Consider the following 19,295-nt stretch of genomic DNA (forward strand, 5'->3'; position numbering starts at 1 on the left):
CTGTGTGGCCTGTTGGGGGGATGCGTGGTGGAGAGCCGTAGGTGGTTGCTGAAGGCCGCAGGGGGCGGTGCGGCGGCGGTGGCGTTGGCCGGAGGTGGGTTTCTGGTGGGACGGCGGGCTCCCGGCGAGCAGGTGGCGGTGCCCGGCGGGCTGCCGTTCACGTTCGCGGTGCGGGGTTTCCGGTGCGTGCTCGACGTGCCCGACGGGATGCGGCCGTGGCGGGACCGGGTGGCCCCGCGCGAGGACGAGGGGACGCACGACGGGGACGGGGTGCGGATGTTCCGGTGGAAAGGGGGGCTGCACGACCACCCGGTCGGGCAGATCCAGTACGGACTGGAGAACCTGGCCGCCCACCGGCGCAGCGGGGACGTGTTCTTCCTCGACCGGGCGCGGGCGCAGGCCGAGCGGGTGATGGCGCGGCGGCACGAGCGGCGCGGGGCGTGGTTCTTCCCGTACCCGTTCGACTTCACGCACGACGTGCACACCGGTGTCTCCTACGAGGCGCCCTGGTACTCCGGCATGGCGCAGGGCGAGGCGCTCAGCCTGTTCGCCCAGCTCGCCGGGCTCCCGGCCGTTCCGGCGGAGGCGCGGGAGCGGTACCGCCGGGCGGCCGACGGGGCGTTCCGGTCACTGCTGGCCGGGGACGGCGGACAGCCGTGGGTGGTGGCCCGGGACGAGACGGGCCACCTGTGGATCCACGAGTACCCGATCGACGCGCCGGGCACGTCCGACCACACGTACAACGGCTTCATGTTCGCCGCGCTCGGGCTGTGGGACTACTACGCGCTGACCCGCAGCCCACTGGCCGCCGACCTCTTCGACGGCTCGCTGACCACCCTCGCCGCGAACTTCCGGAACATGCGCAACCCCCGCTGGCTGTCGCACTACTGCCGTACACACGCCGTCCCGACGAAGTCGTACCACCCCGTGCACGTCACGCTGCTGCGCCGGCTGTCCTGGCTGTCCTGGCTGTCCGGCAGCGAACTGCTCGCCGCGCAGTCGGACCTGCTGGTGGACGACTACCCGGCGCCGTCGCTCGGGAAGGACGGCGGGCGGGTGCACCTCGCGGAGGGGACACACACGCTGTTCCGGTACGGCGACGACGGCACCGTCACCGGCACCCGAACCCTTGAGCTGGCCGGCCCGACCGAGGCCACCGCCTCGCACCGGATCCGGATCGAGGGGCGGGACGTGCACTACCTCCTCACGGAGGGTCCTGGCGCCGGCTGGTACGTGGCCGAGCGCTACCCGGCCGCGTACCTGCGGGGCGAGTGGTGCGCGTCCGACTACCTGCCGGCACGGCGGGCGCGGTTCCGGGCCGGGGTGAGCGTCGTGTGCCGCCGGGGCACGGAGGAGCGGACGGTGACGTACCCGAAGGACACTCCGGTGCGGTACGACCGCCGCGCCCTCGTCGACGGCCGCATGATGCTGCGCGCGGTCGACGGGGACGTCAAGGGCTGGTGGGTGCCGGGCTCCCAGCTGCTGGCGGGCTGACCCGGCTCCGGGGGCGGCTCGGCGGGAGTGCCGTCGCGCCGTTCGTCGCCCACACCGCGGCCTCCTCCGGGGTCGCCGCCAGCGGGACGCCGTCCGGGACCGGTGGGCGGCGGACCACGACGACGGGGACGCCCGCCTCGCGGGCCGCGGTGAGCTTGGGTGCCGTCGCCGCGCCGCCGCTGTCCTTGGTGACCAGGACGTCGACGGCGTACCGCCGCAGCACCTCCCGCTCGCCGTCCAGGCTGAACGGTCCCCGGTCGAGCAGGACCTCCATGTGCGGCGGGTACGGCGGTTCCGGGGCGTCCACCGAGCGGAGCAGGAACCAGGCGTCGGTGATGTGCGCGAAGGCGGCGACGCCCATGCGCCCCGTGGTGAGGAACACCCGGCGGCCCAGCGCGCGCGCCGTGTCCGCGGCCCCCGCCAGGGTGTCCACCGGATGCCAGTCGTCCCCGTCGACGGGGGCCCACCCGGGCCGGCGCAGGGCGAGCAGGGGAACATGGGCGTCGGCGGCCGCCTCGGCCGCATGGAAACTCATCGTGTCCGCGAAAGGATGGGTGGCGTCGATGACCGCGTCCACCTGGTGCTCGCGCAGCCACCGCGCCAGGCCCCCGGCCCCGCCGAACCCCCCGACGCGGACCTCGCCGGGGGGCAGCCTGGGCGCGGCGACGCGGCCGGCCAGCGAGCTGGTCACCCGGACGGCCGGGCGGTCGTGGAGCATCTCCGCGAGGCGGCGGGCCTCGGTCGTTCCGCCGAGGATCAGTACGTGCATCGGGAGCCGTCCATGAATACGAGTACGGGTGCCGGCGCGGCCGGAGCCGCGAGCGAGGGCGCGAGCGGGGGACGCAGCGCCCAACTCAAGCACACCGGTCTCCGGTCCGGATGGACGACCGGGGCGTGCGCGACGGCGGCGGCGACCGCCGCGTACACCGCCCTGCTGACGGGGGACTTCCCCGACCCGGTGACGATCACGCTCCCGAAGGGCCACACCCCGGCGTTCGCGCTGGCGGCGGAGGAGCTGACGGACGCGTACGCCATGGCCGGGATCGTGAAGGACGCCGGCGACGACCCGGACGTGACCCACGGGGCCCTGGTCCGTGCCACCGTCCGGCTCCTGCCGGCCGGCTCCGGGGTGGTGTTCCGGGCGGGTACGGGGGTGGGGACGGTGACCCGGCCCGGCCTGCCGCTGGAGGTGGGCGAGCCCGCGATCAACCCGGTGCCCCGGCGGCTGGTGCGCGAGCACGTGGCGGAGGTCGCGGCGGCGCACGGCGGCACCGGGGACGTCGAGGTCACCGTCTCGGTCGACGACGGGGAGGAGATCGCCCGCTCGACGTGGAACCCGCGCCTCGGGATCCTCGGCGGGCTGTCGATCCTGGGCACGACCGGGGTCGTCGTGCCGTACTCGTGCTCCGCCTGGATCGACTCCATTCGGCGCGGGGTGGACGTGGCGCGGGCGGCGGGCCGCCGGCACGTCGCCGGGTGCACCGGCTCGACGTCGGAGCGGACGGTCACGTCCCTGTACGGGCTCCCCGAGGACGCCCTGCTGGACATGGGCGACTTCGCGGGCGCGGTGCTGAAGTACGTACGCCGGCACCCGGTCGACCGGCTGACCGTCTGCGGCGGCTTCGCGAAGCTGTCCAAGCTGGCGGCGGGGCACCTGGACCTGCACTCGGCGCGCTCCCAGGTCGACAAGGGCTTCCTGGCGGAGCTGGCCAGCCGCGGCGGCGCCGACGAGGACCTGGCGGCTCGGGTGGCGGCCGCCAACACGGGGCTCGCCGCGCTCCAGTTGTGCGCCGCGGCCGGTGTGCCGCTGGGCGACCTCGTCGCCGAGACGGCCCGCGACCAGGCCCTCGAGGTGCTGCGCGGCGCGCCCGTCACGGTCGACGTGGTGTGCATCGACCGCGCGGGCACGGTGGTGGGGCGCAGCGAGCCCAGGGGCCTTCAGCAGATGTGACGGTCCCGCTCCGGCGAGTACAGGTGGCTGTCGCGGAACTGCGTCGCCGCGAGGGTGCGGCCGACCAGGATGACGGCCGTGCGCGTGATGCCGGCCTCCTTGGTGGCGGCGGCGATGTCGGCGAGCGTGCCGCGCAGGATGACCTCGTCCGGGCGGCTGGCCATCGCGACCACGGCGGCCGGGCAGTCGGCGCCGTAGTGCGGGGTGAGCTCGGCGACGACCCGGTCGACGTACCGGGCCGCGAGGTGCAGCACCAGCAGGGCCCCGCTGCGGCCCAGGGTGGCCAGGTCCTCGCCCTCGGGCATGGCGGTGGCCTGCTCGGCGATCCGGGTGAGGATGACCGTCTGGCCCACGGTCGGCACGGTCAGCTCCCGCTTCAGCGCGGCCGCGGCGGCCGCGAAGGCCGGGACGCCGGGGACGACCTCGTACGGGACACCCACCGCGTCCAGCCGCCGCATCTGCTCCGCGACCGCGCTGAAGACGGCCGGGTCGCCCGAGTGGAGGCGGGCCACGTCGTGGCCCGCCTCGTGGGCGCGGACCAGCTCGGCGGTGATGGCGTCCAGGTCGAGGCGGGCCGTGTCGACGAGCCGGGCGCCGGGCGGGCACTCGGCGAGCAGCTCGCGGGGGACGAGGGACCCGGCGTACAGGCACACCTGGCAGGAGGCGAGGGTGCGGGCGCCGCGCACGGTGATGAGGTCGGCGGCGCCGGGGCCCGCACCGATGAAGTAGACGGTCATCCTTCGGTCTCCTGCTTGGTTACGGACCATTGCGTGACCGGCATGGCCTGGCGCCAGCCGGTGAAGCCGCCCACCGGGACGGCGTGGGCGACGGCGAGCCGGACCAGTTCGCCGCCGTGGCGGCGGTACCGGTCGGCGAGCAGCGCCTCGGATTCGAGGGTCACGGTGTTGGCGACCAGCCGCCCGCCCGGTCCGAGGGCCGCCCAGCAGGCGTCCAGCAGGCCGGGGGCGGTGAGCCCGCCGCCGATGAACACGGCGTCGGGGGTGTCCAGTTCCGCCAGTCCGGCGGGTGCCGCGGCGGTGACGACCTCCAGGGCGGGTACGCCGAGGGCGGCCGCGTTGCGGGCGATGCGGGCGGCCCGCTCGGGCGACCGTTCCACCGTGACGGCACGGCAGGTGCGGTGCGTGCGCATCCATTCGATGCCGATCGAGCCGGACCCTCCGCCGATGTCCCACAGCAGTTCGCCGGGCGCGGGCGCCAGGGCGGCGAGGGTCGCGGCGCGGACGTGCCGCTTGGTGAGCTGGCCGTCGTTCTCGTACGCCTCGTCGGGCAGTCCGGGTACGGCGCCCAGGCGCGGGGCGGCGGGGTCGCGCACGCACGCGACGGCGATGACGTTCAGGGGGTCGCCGGGCGGGTGCGGCCAGTGGTCGGCGGTGCCGGCCAGGTGGTTCTCGCGGTCGGAGCCGAGCTGTTCGAGGACGGTCAGCCGGCTGGGCCCGTAGCCCCGGTCGCGCAGCAGGCCGGCGACCTCGCCGGGGGTGGCCGCGCCGGCGCTGAGCACCAGCAGCCGGCGCCCGTCGTGGAGCGCGGCGGCCAGGGAGGCGAGGGGGCGCCCGACGAGCGTGACGGTCTCGGTGTCCTCCAGCGGCCAGCCGAGGCGGGCGCACGCGTAGGAGACGGAGGACGGGTGCGGCAGGACGCGCAGCCGCCCGGGGCCGGCCGTCTCGGCGAGGGCGCGGCCGATCCCGTAGAACATGGGGTCGCCGCTGGCGAGCACCGCGAGGCGGCGGCCGTCGCGGGTGTGCTCGGCCAGCAGGGCGGGTACGGCGGGGCGCAGCGGGGACGGCCAGGCGATCCGCTCGGCGCGGCACTCGGCGGGCAGCAGGGCGAGCTGCCGGTCGCCGCCGATGACGGCGTCGGCGGCCCGCAGGGCGGCCCGGGAGGCGTCGGGAAGCCCGGTCCAGCCGTCCGCGCCGATACCGACGACGGTCACGGGCGGGGCGGGGGCGGTCACGGGGCCGGGGCTGCTCACGGGCTGGAACCCTACCCGCCGGTCGTCGCGCCCTAGGGTCGGGGGCATGACCGACCGTACGCCCGGTGGCGCCCCGCTCGATCTGACGCTGCTGCGCACGTTCCTGGCCGTGCACCGCTCCGGTTCGTTCACGGCCGCGGCGCGGCTGGTGGGCCTGTCGCAGCCCACGGTGACCGCGCAGATCCGGGCGCTGGAGCGGCGGCTCGGGCGGGAGCTGTTCACCCGGTTGCCGCGCGGGGTGGCGCCGACGGCGGTGGCGGACGGGCTCGCCGCCCGGGTGGCCGAGCCGCTGGACGCGCTGGAGGCGGTGACCGGTGGCGGCCCGTCGGAGGGCGAGGCCGAGCCCGTACGGCTGGCGGGGCCGGCCGAGCTGCTGTGCGTGCGGGTGCTGCCCGCGCTGGCGGCGGTGGTGGCGGGGCGGGGCGTGGTGCTGCGGGTGGCGACGGGGCTGACCGACGGGTTGCTGGACGGGCTGCGGGCGGGCCACCACGACCTGGTGATCGCCACGTACCGGCCGAGGGGGCGGGCGCTGGTGGCGGTGCCGCTGATGGACGAGGAGTTCGTGCTGGTCGCCGCACCGGTGTGGGAGGACGCGATCGGGACGGGGCGGGTGGCGGCGGAGGGCGCGGCGGCGCTGCGGGGCGTGCCGCTGGTGGCGTACGCGGAGGACCTGCCGATCACCCGGCGCTACTGGCGGCACGTCTTCGGCACCCGGCTGACCGCCCGGCCGTCGCTGACGGTGCCGGACCTGCGGGGCGTGCTGGCGGCGGTGGCGGCGGGCGCGGGGGTGGCGGTGCTGCCGCGGTACCTGTGCCTGGACGAGCTGGCGTCGGGGGCCCTGGTGCCGCTGCTGTCGCCGGAGGACCCGCCGATCAACACGGCGTACCTGGTGCGGCGGCCGGGCACGGTGGACCACCCGCACCTGGCGCTGGTGGCGGACCTGCTGCTGCGGGAGGCGCGGGGCTGGTGAGCCCGGAGCGCCGCGCGGGTCACTTGGCGGCGTGCTCGCCGACGTAGAAGAGGAGCCAGACGAACCCGGCGAACAGGTGCGTGACGAAGACGTACACGAAGACGCGCAGCGCCACGCCGCGCTCCTTCCACTGCTCGCTCTCGGTCACGGCGTCTCCCGGGGGTCGGTGCGGGGCCGGTCCGGCCCCGGTCCGGGCCCGTCCGGCGGGGGACCCGGCCTTCAGCGTACGGGGCGGAATACCCGGCCGGCGGTCACCGTTCCCCTGGTAGTTTAAGATTCAATCAATGAGTCGCCGACCGCCCTGCGCCCGGCGACCGACCACGAGAGGTGAGCGCGATGCAGTTCGGGATCTTCACCGTCGGTGACGTGACGCCCGACCCGACCACCGGCCGCACCCCGACCGAGCACGAGCGGATCAAGGCCATGGTCACCCTCGCGCTCAAGGCCGAGGAGGTCGGCCTGGACGTCTTCGCCACCGGCGAGCACCACAACCCGCCGTTCGTCCCGTCGTCCCCCACCACGATGCTGGGCCACATCGCCGCCCGCACCGAGCACCTGGTCCTGTCCACCTCGACGACCCTGATCACCACCAACGACCCGGTGAAGATCGCCGAGGACTACGCGATGCTCCAGCACCTGGCCGACGGGCGCGTCGACCTGATGATGGGGCGCGGCAACACCGGCCCGGTCTACCCCTGGTTCGGCCAGGACATCCGCCAGGGCATCCCGCTCGCCGTCGAGAACTACGCGCTCCTGCACCGGCTGTGGCGGGAGGACGTCGTCGACTGGGAGGGCCGCTTCCGCACGCCCCTCCAGGGCTTCACCTCCACCCCGCGCCCGCTGGACGGCGTCCCGCCCTTCGTCTGGCACGGCTCCATCCGCTCGCCCGAGATCGCCGAGCAGGCCGCGTACTACGGGGACGGCTTCTTCCACAACAACATCTTCTGGCCCCAGGAGCACACCCGGAAGATGGTCGAGCTCTACCGGCGGCGGTACGCCCACTACGGCCACGGCACCCCCGAGCAGGCCGTCGTGGGACTGGGCGGCCAGGTGTTCATGCGGAAGAACTCCCAGGACGCGGTACGGGAGTTCCGGCCGTACTTCGACAACGCGCCCGTCTACGGGCACGGACCCTCCCTGGAGGAGTTCACCGAGCAGACCCCGCTGACCGTCGGCTCCCCGCAGGAGGTCATCGAGCGCACGCTCGGCTTCCGGGAGACCGTCGGCGACTACCAGCGCCAGCTCTTCCTGATGGACCACGCCGGACTGCCGCTGAAGACCGTGCTGGAGCAGCTCGACATCCTCGGCGAACAGGTCGTGCCGGTCCTCCGCGAGGAGTTCGCCCGGCTGCGCCCGGCCGGCGTCCCCGAGACCGCCCCGGCCCACCCCGCCACCACACGTGGCACCACGCCCCGCAAGGAGTTCGCATGAGGCTCACCGTCGTGTCCGCCGGGCTGAGCACCCCCTCGTCCACCCGCCTGCTGGCCGACCGGCTCACCGAGGCGGTCCGCGCCCGGCTGCCGGAGGCGGAGGTGGAGGTCGTCGAACTGCGCGGCCTGGCCCTGGACATCGCCAAGCACCTGGTCACCGGCTTCCCGCCGGCCGCGCTGGGCTCCGCGCTCGACGCTGTGGCCGGGGCGGACGGGCTGATCGCGGTGACGCCCGTGTTCAACGCCTCGTACAGCGGCCTGTTCAAGTCCTTCTTCGACCTGGTCGACCGGGACGCCCTGAACGGCACGCCGGTCCTCCTCGCCGCCACGGGCGGCACCGCCCGCCACTCGCTGGTCCTGGACCACGCGCTGCGGCCGCTGTTCGCCCACCTTCGGGCCCAGCCCACGGCCACGGCCGTGTACGCCGCGTCCGAGGACTGGGGCTCGCCCGGACCGGACGCCTCCGGGTACGGCGAGGGGCTGGCGTCCCGCGTCGACCGGGCGGCCGGCGAACTGGCCGCCCGGATGACCGCCCGGCCCGCGCGCCCCGGCGCCCCCGGACGTCGTGCCCTTCGCACAGCACCTGGCCCGGCTGGGCGGCTGACGGCGGGCGGCTACTCGTGGGTGTAGAAGGCGTAGAACGCCGCCAGGCCCGCGCCCGCCGCCGTCAGGAGGGAGACCACGGCCACCGTGAGGACGCTGTTGCCGGACAGGCTGTAGAGGAACCCCACGCTGAGGCCGACGAGGAGGCCGAAGGCGGCCGCCCTGAGTTCGCGCGGCAGGGCGTGGCGGATGCTGAGATAGGCGAACCAGAGGACGCCGAAGACCACCATGCTCACCACGGCGAGCACGGCCTGGCCGCCGGTGAAGGCACCGTCGCCGTGACGGACGATGACCTCGGCGTAGAGGCCGTAGAGAACGGCGCACACGGCGAGCACCGCGAGGGTGGACCGGTGGAGGCGGGGACGGGCCGCCCGCTCCCCGGTGCGGCGGTGTCGTCCCGGCAGCGTGACGTGTGAGGCCATGGCGTGCTCCTTCCGCTGACCTCCCTCCAGGGCACACCCCCGGTCCCCTCCCGGCAAGTGGATCAGCGGGGCGGGGGACCGCGGCGGGCCGGCCGTGAGAGGGTGTCCGCTTGGCCGTTCCGTACACCTCCCGACCGTTGCGCCGGGCCGCCGCGTGGGCCGCCGGGGTGCTGCTCGTCGTGCCCACCGCCGTGGCCGGGTGCCGGCTGGCCGGCACCGACGCCGTCACCCCCGTACCGCAACTGCTGGCCCTGCTGCCCTGGCTCGCCGTGCCCGCCGGGGCGGCCCTCCTCGTGTCGCTCCCCGCCCGCCGGCCGGCCCTGACCGCCTGGGCCGCCGCGGTGCTCGCCGCGACGCTCTGGTCCGCCCGGCCGTACGGCCCGGACGCCACGCCCGCGGACGGTCCCGTCACCGGGCGGCTGCGGGTGCTCGCCGCCAACACCGAGTTCGGCAACGCGGCCGGCGACCTGCTCGCCACCGTCCGGCGCGAACGCCCCGACCTGGTCTTCGTCTCCGAGTGCGACCCCGCCTGCGCCCGCACGCTGAGCGTCCACTTCCCCTACGGCGCCCAGGTCGCCGCCGCCGGGTCCGCCGGCTCCGTCATCCTCGGCACCACCCCGCTGACCGCCGAACCCGCCCTGCCCGGCACCACCATGGGCATGCCGGGCGCCACCGTGCGCGTCGGCGGCGAGGACGTGACGCTCCGCCTCGCCCACCCCATGCCGCCACTCCCCGGCCAGGTCGGCCTCTGGAAGCACGAGCTGGCCCTCCTCCGGGACTTCGCCGCCGCCCACCGGGGCCGCCCCCTCATCCTGGCCGGCGACTTCAACGCCACCCAGGACCACGCCGCCTTCCGCGCCGTCCTCGACGCCGGGGACCTGCACGACTCCGCGCGCCTCGCCGGCGCCGCCCGGACCGGGACCTGGCCGCGGGGAGGCACGCCACCGCCGTTCGCGCAGATCGACCACGTCCTGGTCAGCGGCGACTTCACGGTGCGCGGCGCCCGGTTCCTCGACCTGCCCCGCACCGACCACCGCGCCCTCCTCGTCGACCTCGACCTGCGTGCCCGCCCCTGATCCGGGAAGGTGGGGACCATGGACAACGAGCAGTGCGGCGATGCCCCGGACGCCACGGCAGGCCGGCCGCCCGGTGAGCCGGAGGGCTACCTCAGCTGAGCGCCACCACCGCGCACCTCGCGCCGCCCGAGTGGCTGGTGCGCGGACTGCGCCCGCAGCCCACGCCCGTCCCCTGGGCGACCGTCGCCCGCGCCGCCGTCGCCCTCGCCGCGCCCCTCGCCGCCGGGCTCGCGGCCGGCCGCTCACCGAGCCGCCGCCCACCGGGACGCGCGCGGCCGCTTGGTGGCCGCTGTGCGTGGCGGTGGAGCGGATCGCCGACGCCACGACGGCCGCCCGGGTACGCGTCGGCCAGGGCGCGCCGGCACCCGGCGCCGGGGAGGTCGCGCGCGTCGAGGGGGAGTTGCGCGAGCTGGCGGGGACGCTGCGCCCCGGCCACGCCCTGGTGGGCGTCCGCGCGGGGCCAGCGGCCGGCGAGGGGAACGATCAGGTCAGGGACGAGGACGGCGTACTGGCTCCGCTCCGCCAGGAGGTCGGGGCCGCCCGCGCCATCGTTTCGCCCCACCCGGACGAACCCTGACCCGGTTTCCGGCGCCCGTCGCCGCCTCTCCCGCCCCAACAGACCCATCCTGCACCACCCGTAACGCGGCGATACATTCCGGACGTCATCCTTCCGGGTGGCGTCACCGCACCGCGTCCGCCCGACTACGATGCGCTCGGCCCACGCGTGCCGCCCCCTCCCGCGGTGTGCGCGGTCCGCTCCCGCTCCACCGCCATATGCCGTGCCATACAAGGACGTCCGTCATGCGCAGCAGCTCAAGCAAGGCTTCCAGCAGGCCTCCCGGGCGGGGGCTCCAACCCAATGTCCTCGGCACGTTCGACACCGTCGTGATGGCCGTCGCCGGCAGCGCGCCCGCCTATTCGCTGGCCGCCACCTCCGCCGTCCTGGTCGGCACCGTCGGCTTCGCGGCACCCGCCGCGCTGCTGTACTGCGCCGTCCCGATGCTGGGCATCGTGCTGGCGTTCAGCCGGCTCGGCCGGATCGACGTCAACGCCGGTGCCAGCTACTCCTGGGTGGGCCGGACGCTGCACCCCGCGCTGGGCTTCCTGTCCGGGTGGGCGCTGATCGTGGCCGCGACGCTCTTCATGGTGGCCGGTTCGCTGCCGGCCGGGCAGCTCACCCTGGAGCTCCTGGCCCCCGGGCTGGCCGGCGACACCGCGGCGGCCACCGCCGTCGGCGCGGGCTGGTTCCTGATCATGCTGCTGGTGGTCCTGGGCGGCGCCCGGCTCACCGTACGGGCGCAGCTCCTGCTCACCGGCGTCGAGTTGCTGATCCTGCTGCTGTTCATCGTCGGCGTGGTGCTGCACCGTGGCGCGGCCGCCGCCTTCGACTGGTCCTGGCTGGGGTTCTCGCACTTCGACGGGGTGTCCGGTTTCGCCTCCGGGGCGCTGATCGCCGCCTTCTCCTACTGGGGCTGGGACGTGACCAGCAACCTGAGCGAGGAGACCCGCGACAGCCGCCGCACGGCCGGCTTCGCGGCGCTCGTGGGGATCGGGGTGGTGTTCCTGCTCTTCGAGGCGTTCACGATCGCCGTCAACGTGGTCCTGTCGGCGGAGGAGATCGGCGCGGGCGGGGCGAACGTACTGGCGCTGCTCGGTGACGCCGTCTGGCCGGGCGTGGGCGGCAAGCTGCTGATCGTGGCGGTGATGCTGTCGAGCGTCGCCACCCTGGAGACCACCCTCATCCAGGTCACCCGGTCGCTGTTCGCGATGGGCCGGGACCGGACGATGCCGGCCGCCCTCGGCGCGGTGCACCGCCGCTGGAACACCCCGTGGGTGGCGATCGCGGTGGTGGGGGCGGTGGCGCTGGTGATGTTCGTGGCGGCGACGGCCCTCGGTTCGGTCGGCGACATCCTGGACAACGCCGTCAACGCCATGGGGCTCCAGATCGCCTTCTATTACGGGCTGGCCGGTCTCGCCGCCGTGGTGGCCTACCGTGGGCTGCTGCTGAAGTCCGTGCGCGACTTCGTCCTCGGGGGCGCGTGGCCGCTGGCCGGCGCCGTCTTCATGTTCTGGATCTTCTACGAGTCGCTGGGCGAGCTCAGCGGCACCACGGTCGCGATCGGCCTGGGCGGTCTGGGAGCGGGGATCGTCCCCATGGTCCGGTACTGGCGGAAGGGCAGCGCGTACTACCGCCCCGCCCGGCTGGACGCGGCCCGCGCGATGGCGGCGTCGGGTCCGTACGACCTGCCCCGGCAGCACCAGCGGGCGGACGGGAACGAAACGCTGGCGACCGACTTCTAAGAGAAGGACGGGAATTCACGACAGGACCGCGCTTTCGACGGGGGACAGGGAATTGGCCGTACGCCGCAGTCGCCGCTCCATGCGTTTCGCGCCCGACTTCGACCCGGACTCGGGTGACCGGGCGCTCACCGACGCCCGCCACGACATCGTTATCGGACGCTGGCAGGGCGTGCGTGACCTGCTGCGGGACACCGGGGACGACTGGGCCCTCCGTACGCACCGGCTGCGGCTGCTGTCCCACGCGGCCGCCGACAGCACCGCCGTGGAGGCGTGGCGGGCGGCCGAGCCGGACGATCCGGACGCGGCCGTGCTGCGGGCGGCGACCGAGGTCGTACGGGTCTTCAACCGGGCGATCGCGGCGGGCCGGGGCACGGCGGTGGACCGGTCCCGGCTCGACGTGACGGTCATGGCCTGCCTGGGCGCCGCCGACGCGCGGCCGGCCGACCCCATGCCGTGGGTGTCGCTGCTGACCGTGGCGCGGCTGTACGAGGGCGGGGTGGGGCGGGTGGAGCTGCGGCGCTGGTGGGACGAGCTGCGGCGGCGCGACCCGCACAACCTGGAGGGCCATGTGCAGTTGCTGCGGTACTGGTCGGCCCGGTGGCACGGCACGCACGGCTCGATGTACGACTTCGCGCGGGACGCGGCGGGGGCGGCGCCGCCCGGGTCGCCGCTGCCGGTGCTGGTGCAGATCGCGCGGGTGGAGGAGTACCGGTACCTCGCGGACGCGGCGCGGGGGCGGGGGCCGGTGCGCGGGTTCGACCAGCACTGGAAGCACGAGCTGGCGGCCACGGAGGTGCGGCGGACGCGGGAGCGGTGGCTCGGCGGCCGGCCGCCAGGGGCGGTGCGGCCGGAGGAGGTCGAGCCGCTCAACTACCTGGCGCACGCCGCCTGCTGGGCGGGCCTGCCCGAGGTGTACGGGGAGCTGTTCGGGCTGCTGGGGACGCGGGCGTCCTGGGTGCCGTGGTCGTACACGGGTGACCCGGCGGAGCAGTTCACGAGGTGGCGCGGGAACGGCCGCGCCACCTCGTGACGGCGGGGGAGGCCGCGGGCGCGGGGCGGCCCCCGGGGCGGCGGGGGCCCCGGGGGCCCCGTGCCCCGGGGGCCCGTGCCTCAGACGCCGATGTCGCGGCCGTCCTGGCGGTACACGGCGACGACCGACGGGCGGACGATCCGGCCCGGACCGTCGGGCCAGGTGGAGGCGGGCTTCTCGACGGACGCCCCGTCGACCTCGCCCGGGTGCTGGACGGCGACGAGGACGCGGCGGTCCTGGATGAGCGGGCCGCACGTCTCGGCGCCGGCCGGCACGGTGAGGAACTGCTTCAGCTCACCGCGCCGCTCGCCCTGGGTGGCCACGCCGAACAGGCCGTCGTGCGAGCCGAGCTGGTTGCCGTCGGTGGAGATCCACAGGTTGCCGTGCGCGTCGAAGGCCACGTTGTCGGGGCAGGAGATGGGGCTGACCTTCTCCTTGGGGTAGCCCGCGAAGTACGTGGCCGGGTCCTCCGGGTCGCCCGCGACCAGGAACAGCCGCCAGGCGAAGCCGTCGGAGGCCGAGTCGTCCCAGTGCTCGGCCAGCTCCAGCACCTGGCCGTGCTTGTTGTTGTTGCGCGGGTTGGCCTCGTCGGCGCCGGCCTTGCCCGCCGCCCCGCGGTCCTTGTTGTTCGTGAGGGCGACGTACACCCGGCCGGTGCGCGGGGACGGCTCGACGTCCTCGGGGCGGTCCATCTTGGTCGCGCCGACCTTGTCACCGGCGAGGCGGGTGAAGACGTACACCTCTTCGGCGGTCATGCCGGGGACGTGCGAGACGTCGCCCGTGGCGAGCGGGATCCAGTGGCCGCTGCCGTCGAACTCACCGTCGTCCGGGAGCTTGCCGGTGCCGTCGACGTCCTGCGGGCTGTCGCCGGTCAGCTTCGCCACGTACAGCGTGCCCTCGTCGAGGAGGGTGAGGTTGTGCTCGCGGGCCTTGCGCGAGTTCCCCTTCATCATGCGCTTCGACGAGACGAACTTGTAGAAGTAGTCGAACCGCTCGTCGTCGCCCATGTAGACGACCGGGCGCCCGTCGGCGGTCAGGCGCGGCTGGGCGGCCTCGTGCTTGAAGCGGCCGAGCGCGGTGCGCTTGCGGGGCGTGGAGTCGGGGTCGTACGGGTCGAGCTCGACGACCCAGCCGAAGCGGTGCGGCTCGTTGGGCTCCTGCTTGACGTCGAAGCGCTTGTCGAACCGCTCCCACTTGCGCTCGGTGGCGCCGGAGCCGATCCCGTACCGCTTGTCCGTGGGGCTCGACCCGTTGGCGAAGTACTGGTTGAAGTTCTCCTCGCCGTGGAGGGTGGTGCCCCACGGGGTGGTGCCGCCGGCGCAGTTGTTGAGCGTGCCGAGGACCGTACGGCCGGCCGGGTCGGCGCTGGTGCGCAGCAGCGCGCTGCCCGCCGCCGGGCCGGTGAGCCGGAACCGGCTGGTCGCGGTGAGGCGGCGGTTGAGGGGGTGCCGGGTGACGGGGGTGAGCCTGCCGTCGCGGTGCTGCTCCTGGACGACGACCACGGACAGGCCGTGCGCGGCCCAGGCGATCTCGGCCTGCTCGCGGGTCGGGTTCTCGGGGTCGTACCCCTTGAACATCAGGATCTCGTCGGTGTACTCGTGGTTGGCCACCAGGACCTGGCGCCCGTGCTCGCCCTTGAGCGGCAGCAGGGACAGGAAGTCGTTGTTGTACCCGAACTGGCCGGCCTGGGCCTCGGCGGTCTGCCGGTCCGGGTCGAAGGCGGGCGCCCCGCGGAGGATGGGCTCGCCCCAGCGGATGACGACGCTCTGGGCGTAGCCCTCGGGGACGGTGACCTTGTCGTCCGTGTTGGGGGCGACGGGCGTGAAGCGCAGCCCGCGGGCGCCGGCGCCCTTGCCCTTGCCGGCGGCGGTCGGGGGCGTGGCGGCGACCGCCTGCTGTCCGGCACCCTGGGCGACGACGGCACCGCCCGCGGTGGCGGCGACCGTGACGACGGCGGCGGCGCGCATCAGGGACCGGCGTGACAGGACGCCGGCAATGACGTCGCCGACGTACTCGTTGTCGCTGGTGTTGGGCACCTCGTGGAAGCAGGCGTCGCCGCACCGGTATCGGCAGGTGAGGGCGGAACGGCCGCCTCCGTGCGGGTTGGTGCTCAGCAGCGGCAGCAGCTTGCGCACTTCGTCCTCCTCCGGCGCAGCCTGCGCCGACATGGTGTCGGGAATCGGGTCCGGCGGTGACGTTATGCGGGGAGAAGTGCAGGTCGGCGGCTGCCGGATGAACGGTGGATGAATCCGGTACGTCCGGGCCGGGTTGACGCGAATGCCCCTTGCCTTTCGGCGGGACGCGGGGCGGCTAACCTTACGTGTCCGCCCTGGCCAGGGATGATTCCTAGCAGTACGGACATACACGGCACCCCACATGCGAAAGGCCTCGCCCATGGGCATTCGGAGCTTGCTGCGCAAGGTGTTTGGACGCGACCGTGCGGAGCGCGACGGGACGGCGACCGCCTCCGTCCCGCCCCAGGCGGAACGTGCGGTGCCCCAGGAGGAGCCCACGGCCCCCGCGACCCCGGCGGCCACGGTCCCGTCCCAGTCGTCGCCCCCGGAGGAGCCCGCCGCGCCGTCGGAGGACGCCTCGGCCGAGCGGGCGGCGGAGCTGGCGGCGGCGGACCTGGTGGCGGCGTCGTTCGACAACCCCCAGTCGCGCCGCGCCACCGTCCCGGCCGCCCGCGAGGCGGAACCGGAACCGGAGGCCGAGCCGGAGGCCACGCAGGCCGCCGCTGCGGAGCCGGAGGAGGACCCGGAGCCCGCGGAGCCCGTCGCTGCGGAGGGCGAGCCGGAGCCTGAGCCCGTCGCTGCGGAGGCGGAGCCTGAGCCCGTCGCTGCGGAGCCGGAGCCTGAGCCCGTCGCTGCGGAGGCGGAGCCTGAGCCCGTCGCTGCGGAGCCGGAGCCTGAGCCCGTCGCTGCCGAAGCGGAACCCGAGCCCGAGGCCCCGCAGGCCGCCGAACCCGAAGAGGACCCGGAGCCCGTGCAGGCCGCCGAGCCCGAAGAGGAGCCGGAGCCGGAGGCGGAGCCCGTCGCTGCCGAGGCGGAGCAGGACCCGGAGCCCGTGCAGGCCGCCGAGCCCGAAGAGGAGCCGGAGCCGGAGGCGGAGCCCGTCGCTGCCGAGGCGGAACCGGAGCCCGAGGCCCCGCAGGCCGCCGAGCCGGAGGCGGAACCGGAGCCCGAGGCGGAGCCCGTCGCTGCCGAGCCGGAACCGGAGCCCGAGGCCCCGCAGGCCGCCGAGCCGGAGGCGGAGGCGGAGCCGGAGCCCGAGGCGGAGCCCGTCGCTGCCGAGGCGGAGCAGGACCCGGAGCCCGTGCAGGCCGCCGAGCCCGAAGAGGAGCCGGAGCCGGAGCCGGAGCCCGTCGCTGCCGAGGCGGAGCCGGAACCCGAGCCGGAGCCCGTCGCTGCCGAGGCGGAACCGGAGCCCGAGGCCCCGCAGGCCGCCGAGCCGGAGCCGGAATCGGAGCCCGAGGCCGCCCCCGAGGCGGAGGCCGCCCCCACCGCCGCCCCCGCCGCCGCGCCCGCCGGGAAGCCCGCCCTGTCCCTCGCCCGGGTCAAGGGCAAGGCGCCCCAGTTGGCCGAGGCGTACAAGGCGGCCGGGGCCGCGCTGCGCAAGCGGGACCTCGTGGGTGCGCGTGCCGCGGTGTACCTGGTCCTCGACCGGTCCGGGTCGATGCGCCCGTACTACAAGGACGGCAGCGCCCAGCACCTCGCCGAGCAGGCGCTCGCGCTCGCCGCGCACCTCGACGAGGAGGCCACCGTCCGGGTCGTCTTCTTCTCGACCGAGATCGACGGCACCGGCGAGGTCACGCTCGGCGACGTGGAGGGCAGGATCGAGGCCCTGCACAGCGCCCTCGGCCGGATGGGCCGTACCAACTACGACCGCGCCATCCGCGAGGTGCTGGACCTGCACGGGAAGTCCGGCGCGGCCGACCGCCCGGCCCTGGTCGTCTTCCAGACCGACGGCGCGCCCGAGTCGCGGACGGCCGCCACCGAGGCGCTGGCGGACGCGGCGGCCGGCGCGAGCGGCGTCCACTGGCAGTTCGTGGCGTTCGGGGAGGAGGACGCCAAGGCGTTCGACTACCTGCGCAAGCTGGAGGCGCCCAACGCCGGGTTCTTCCACGCGGGCCCCGCGCCCCGTGAGGTCCCGCACGCCACCTTCTACCGCGAGCTCCTCGCGGACTGGTCCCTTTAGGTCGTGTCAGCCGTCCCGGCCGTACCCGCCGGGACCGGCAGGCGCACGGTGACGACCAGGCCCCCGCCGTCCCGGCACCCGGCCGTCACCGTGCCGCCGTGCGCGGTGGCGACCGATCGCACGATGGACAGCCCGAGCCCCGCGCCGGGCCCCATCCGGTCCCGCCCCTCGCCCCGCCGGAAGGGTTCGAAGAGCCCCGGTACGTCGGCCTCGGCGATCACCGGCCCGGTATTGGCGACCGTCAGCACGCCACCGTCCACCGTCACGCGGACCCACCCGCCCGGGACGTTGTACGCCACCGCGTTGGCGACCAGGTTCCGTACGAGCTGCCCGAGCAGCACCCGGTTGCCCGGCACCACCCCGCCGGCGCCCGACACCTCCTCCACCCCGTACCGGGCGCACTCCTCCGCCACCACCTCGCCCAGCGGGACCGGCTCCCGCTCGGCCAGGCCCCGCTCGCCGCGCGCCAGCAGCAGCAGCCCGTCGATCAGCCGCTCGCTGCGGCGGTTGGTGTCCAGCAGCACCTGCCGGACCGGGGCGGGGACCGAGTCGTCGAGGCCCACCTGGATCGCCGCGCGCTGGGTGGCCAGGGGCGTACGGAGCTCGTGCGAGGCGTTGGCGATGAACCGCCGCTGGCTGTCGAACGCCGCCTCCAGCCGCGCCAGCAGCGCGTCGATCGTGTCGCCCAGCTCCTTCAGCTCGTCGTCCGGGCCGCCCGGCGCGAGCCGCTCGCGCAGGTTCCGCTCCGAGAGCCGCCGCGCCCGGGCGGTCATCTCGTGCACCGGGCGGAGGACACGGCCGGCCGTCCACCAGCCGACCACCACCGCGCACAGCGCCATGACCAGCAGCGCGCCTCCCGACCAGATCAGCAGTTGTTCGGAGGCCGCCCGGCTGACCTCACCGGTGAGCTCGTCCACCCGGAAGGGACCCGTGGCCCCCGCCTCGGCCCCGGCCCAGTCCCCGACCCAGTCCCCGGCGCCGGCCCGCTCCGCGATGGCCTCCGCCTCGCCGCGCGTCCCCGCACGGGAGAGCAGGTTCACCACCAGGAGCAGGCAGCCGCCGAGCACCAGGAAGACACCCCCGTACACCAGGGCGATACGCGTCCGGATGCGCGAGCCGGGGCCGATCACAGCGCGTACCCCACGCCCTGCACCGTGCGGATGAGCGCGGGCGGCCCGAGCTTGGCGCGCAGCTTGCTCATGCACACCCGTACCGCCCCGGTGAAGGGGTCGGCGTGCGCGTCCCAGGCGCGTTCCAGCAGCTCCTCCGCCGACACCACCGCGCCCTGAGCCTCCAGCAGGACCTGGAGCACCGCGAACTCCTTCGGCGACAGGTCCAGGTCCCGCCCGTCGCGGTGGGCGGTGCGGCGTACGGTGTCGAGCCGCAATCCGTGCCGTTCCAGGAGCGGGGGCAGGGGCGGCCGGGCGCTGCGCCGCCGCAGAGCGCGCACCCGCGACACCAGCTCGGGGAACTCGAAAGGCTTGCCCAGGTAGTCGTCGGCCCCGAGGTCGAGCCCCTCGACCCGGTCCTCCAGCCCCACCGCCGCGGTCAGCATCAGGATGCGGGTCCGTGCCCCGCCCGCCACCATCCGCCGGGCCACCTCGTCGCCGTGCACCCCGGGCAGGTCGCGGTCGAGGACGACGACGTCGTAGTCGTAGAGCCCCAGGTGGGCGAGGGCGTCGTCCCCGCTGTGGACGGTGTCGACGGCGAATCCGGCACGCCGCAGCCCCGCGGCGACGAGCCCGGCGAGGACGGTCTCGTCCTCGGCAACCAGTACACGCATGCGTCCACTCTCCACGCACCGTGTTTCGCGGACGTCTCCCCCCTCGGA

General features: G+C 75.2%; 17 protein-coding genes and 1 pseudogene. 10 read left to right on the forward strand and 8 right to left on the reverse strand.

Translation table 11 applies throughout. The annotated features are described in order from the left end of the window. Positions 1-105: 105 nt before the first annotated feature. A complete protein-coding gene (locus tag ACF068_RS20035; protein ID WP_392275585.1) occupies positions 106-1,494 on the forward strand; it encodes a D-glucuronyl C5-epimerase family protein in 1,389 nt (462 codons plus the stop codon). Here the strand turns inward: ACF068_RS20035 and ACF068_RS20040 are convergent. Continuing rightward, positions 1,451-2,263, reverse strand: coding sequence for a cobalt-precorrin-6A reductase (locus ACF068_RS20040; protein ID WP_392275586.1), 813 nt, complete (start codon positions 2,261-2,263; stop codon positions 1,451-1,453). The two genes, ACF068_RS20035 and ACF068_RS20040, sit on opposite strands and share 44 nt — an antisense overlap. Before the next feature lie 12 nt (positions 2,264-2,275). Here ACF068_RS20040 and ACF068_RS20045 point away from each other — a divergent pair, with 12 nt between their 5' ends. Continuing rightward, positions 2,276-3,445: a cobalt-precorrin-5B (C(1))-methyltransferase gene (locus ACF068_RS20045; protein ID WP_392275587.1), complete on the forward strand. Its 1,170-nt coding sequence runs from the start codon at positions 2,276-2,278 to the stop codon at positions 3,443-3,445. Here ACF068_RS20045 and cobM read toward each other — a convergent pair. Then, entirely contained in the window at positions 3,433-4,182 is a 750-nt protein-coding gene (gene cobM, locus ACF068_RS20050) for a precorrin-4 C(11)-methyltransferase (RefSeq protein WP_392275588.1), read from the reverse strand. The genes ACF068_RS20045 and cobM overlap by 13 nt on opposite strands. Next, on the reverse strand, positions 4,179-5,435 hold the full coding sequence (gene cbiE, locus ACF068_RS20055) for a precorrin-6y C5,15-methyltransferase (decarboxylating) subunit CbiE (protein WP_392275589.1): 1,257 nt from the start codon (positions 5,433-5,435) through the stop codon (positions 4,179-4,181). Before cbiE ends, cobM begins: the two co-directional genes overlap by 4 nt. 46 nt (positions 5,436-5,481) lie before the next feature. Here cbiE and ACF068_RS20060 point away from each other — a divergent pair, with 46 nt between their 5' ends. Next, the gene (locus ACF068_RS20060; protein WP_392275590.1) at positions 5,482-6,405 is read left to right on the forward strand and encodes a LysR family transcriptional regulator; all 924 of its coding nucleotides are present in this window, start codon (positions 5,482-5,484) and stop codon (positions 6,403-6,405) included. A gap of 19 nt (positions 6,406-6,424) precedes the next feature. Here ACF068_RS20060 and ACF068_RS20065 read toward each other — a convergent pair whose 3' ends face one another. Next, the gene (locus ACF068_RS20065; protein WP_392275591.1) at positions 6,425-6,553 is read right to left on the reverse strand and encodes a DUF6126 family protein; all 129 of its coding nucleotides are present in this window, start codon (positions 6,551-6,553) and stop codon (positions 6,425-6,427) included. 188 nt (positions 6,554-6,741) lie between these two features. Here ACF068_RS20065 and ACF068_RS20070 point away from each other — a divergent pair, with 188 nt between their 5' ends. Together ACF068_RS20070 and ACF068_RS20075 are read left to right on the forward strand one after the other, a co-directional pair. After that, positions 6,742-7,836 carry an LLM class flavin-dependent oxidoreductase gene (locus ACF068_RS20070; protein WP_392275592.1) on the forward strand — a complete coding sequence of 365 codons (1,095 nt, stop codon included), beginning with the start codon at positions 6,742-6,744 and terminating at the stop codon, positions 7,834-7,836. Further along, positions 7,833-8,465: an FMN reductase gene (locus ACF068_RS20075; protein WP_392275593.1), complete on the forward strand. Its 633-nt coding sequence runs from the start codon at positions 7,833-7,835 to the stop codon at positions 8,463-8,465. The genes ACF068_RS20070 and ACF068_RS20075 overlap by 4 nt, the downstream gene beginning before the upstream one ends. Here ACF068_RS20075 and ACF068_RS20080 read toward each other — a convergent pair. After that, entirely contained in the window at positions 8,450-8,860 is a 411-nt protein-coding gene (locus tag ACF068_RS20080) for a hypothetical protein (RefSeq protein WP_392275594.1), read from the reverse strand. The genes ACF068_RS20075 and ACF068_RS20080 overlap by 16 nt on opposite strands. A 110-nt stretch (positions 8,861-8,970) precedes the next feature. Between ACF068_RS20080 and ACF068_RS20085 the strand changes: the two genes are divergently transcribed. The 4 genes and pseudogenes from ACF068_RS20085 to ACF068_RS20100 all read left to right on the forward strand — a co-directional run bounded on the left by ACF068_RS20085 (position 8,971) and on the right by ACF068_RS20100 (position 13,267). Further along, complete coding sequence (locus ACF068_RS20085; protein WP_392275595.1) at positions 8,971-9,936, forward strand: endonuclease/exonuclease/phosphatase family protein; 966 nt, start codon at positions 8,971-8,973, stop codon at positions 9,934-9,936. A gap of 184 nt (positions 9,937-10,120) precedes the next feature. Continuing rightward, positions 10,121-10,513, forward strand: a pseudogene (locus ACF068_RS20090) (FUSC family protein); the annotation flags it as partial. A 224-nt stretch (positions 10,514-10,737) separates the two neighbouring features. Then, a complete protein-coding gene (locus tag ACF068_RS20095) occupies positions 10,738-12,237 on the forward strand; it encodes an APC family permease (RefSeq protein ID WP_392275596.1) in 1,500 nt (499 codons plus the stop codon). Positions 12,238-12,316: 79 nt separating this feature from the next. Next, positions 12,317-13,267: a hypothetical protein gene (locus tag ACF068_RS20100; RefSeq protein WP_392275597.1), complete on the forward strand. Its 951-nt coding sequence runs from the start codon at positions 12,317-12,319 to the stop codon at positions 13,265-13,267. Positions 13,268-13,347: 80 nt separating this feature from the next. On the opposite strand, the gene ACF068_RS20105 is transcribed toward ACF068_RS20100, so the two are convergent. Continuing rightward, positions 13,348-15,402, reverse strand: coding sequence for a PhoX family protein (locus tag ACF068_RS20105; RefSeq protein WP_392275598.1), 2,055 nt, complete (start codon positions 15,400-15,402; stop codon positions 13,348-13,350). 259 nt (positions 15,403-15,661) lie between these two features. Here ACF068_RS20105 and ACF068_RS20110 point away from each other — a divergent pair, with 259 nt between their 5' ends. Continuing rightward, complete coding sequence (locus ACF068_RS20110) at positions 15,662-17,464, forward strand: VWA domain-containing protein (RefSeq protein WP_392275599.1); 1,803 nt, start codon at positions 15,662-15,664, stop codon at positions 17,462-17,464. Here the strand turns inward: ACF068_RS20110 and ACF068_RS20115 are convergent. Then, the gene (locus ACF068_RS20115; protein ID WP_392275600.1) at positions 17,461-18,594 is read right to left on the reverse strand and encodes an ATP-binding protein; all 1,134 of its coding nucleotides are present in this window, start codon (positions 18,592-18,594) and stop codon (positions 17,461-17,463) included. The genes ACF068_RS20110 and ACF068_RS20115 overlap by 4 nt on opposite strands. Further along, on the reverse strand, positions 18,591-19,247 hold the full coding sequence (locus tag ACF068_RS20120; RefSeq protein WP_392275601.1) for a response regulator transcription factor: 657 nt from the start codon (positions 19,245-19,247) through the stop codon (positions 18,591-18,593). The genes ACF068_RS20115 and ACF068_RS20120 overlap by 4 nt, the downstream gene beginning before the upstream one ends. Positions 19,248-19,295: the final 48 nt, after the last annotated feature.

The sequence above is a fragment of the Streptomyces sp. NPDC016309 genome, from assembly GCF_043077235.1.
Lineage (GTDB): Bacteria > Actinomycetota > Actinomycetes > Streptomycetales > Streptomycetaceae > Streptomyces.

Bases quoted from the DNA above. Each gene is read 5' to 3' on its own strand.
- ACF068_RS20040 (WP_392275586.1), bottom strand. From the start codon at position 2,263: ATGCACGTACTGATCCTCGGCGGAACGACCGAGGCCCGCCGCCTCGCG.
- ACF068_RS20045 (WP_392275587.1), top strand. From the start codon at position 2,276: ATGAATACGAGTACGGGTGCCGGCGCGGCCGGAGCCGCGAGCGAGGGC.
- cobM (WP_392275588.1), bottom strand. From the start codon at position 4,182: ATGACCGTCTACTTCATCGGTGCGGGCCCCGGCGCCGCCGACCTCATC.
- ACF068_RS20060 (WP_392275590.1), top strand. From the start codon at position 5,482: ATGACCGACCGTACGCCCGGTGGCGCCCCGCTCGATCTGACGCTGCTG.
- ACF068_RS20070 (WP_392275592.1), top strand. From the start codon at position 6,742: ATGCAGTTCGGGATCTTCACCGTCGGTGACGTGACGCCCGACCCGACC.
- ACF068_RS20075 (WP_392275593.1), top strand. From the start codon at position 7,833: ATGAGGCTCACCGTCGTGTCCGCCGGGCTGAGCACCCCCTCGTCCACC.
- ACF068_RS20080 (WP_392275594.1), bottom strand. From the start codon at position 8,860: ATGGCCTCACACGTCACGCTGCCGGGACGACACCGCCGCACCGGGGAG.
- ACF068_RS20095 (WP_392275596.1), top strand. From the start codon at position 10,738: ATGCGCAGCAGCTCAAGCAAGGCTTCCAGCAGGCCTCCCGGGCGGGGG.
- ACF068_RS20100 (WP_392275597.1), top strand. From the start codon at position 12,317: ATGCGTTTCGCGCCCGACTTCGACCCGGACTCGGGTGACCGGGCGCTC.
- ACF068_RS20110 (WP_392275599.1), top strand. From the start codon at position 15,662: ATGGGCATTCGGAGCTTGCTGCGCAAGGTGTTTGGACGCGACCGTGCG.
- ACF068_RS20120 (WP_392275601.1), bottom strand. From the start codon at position 19,247: ATGCGTGTACTGGTTGCCGAGGACGAGACCGTCCTCGCCGGGCTCGTC.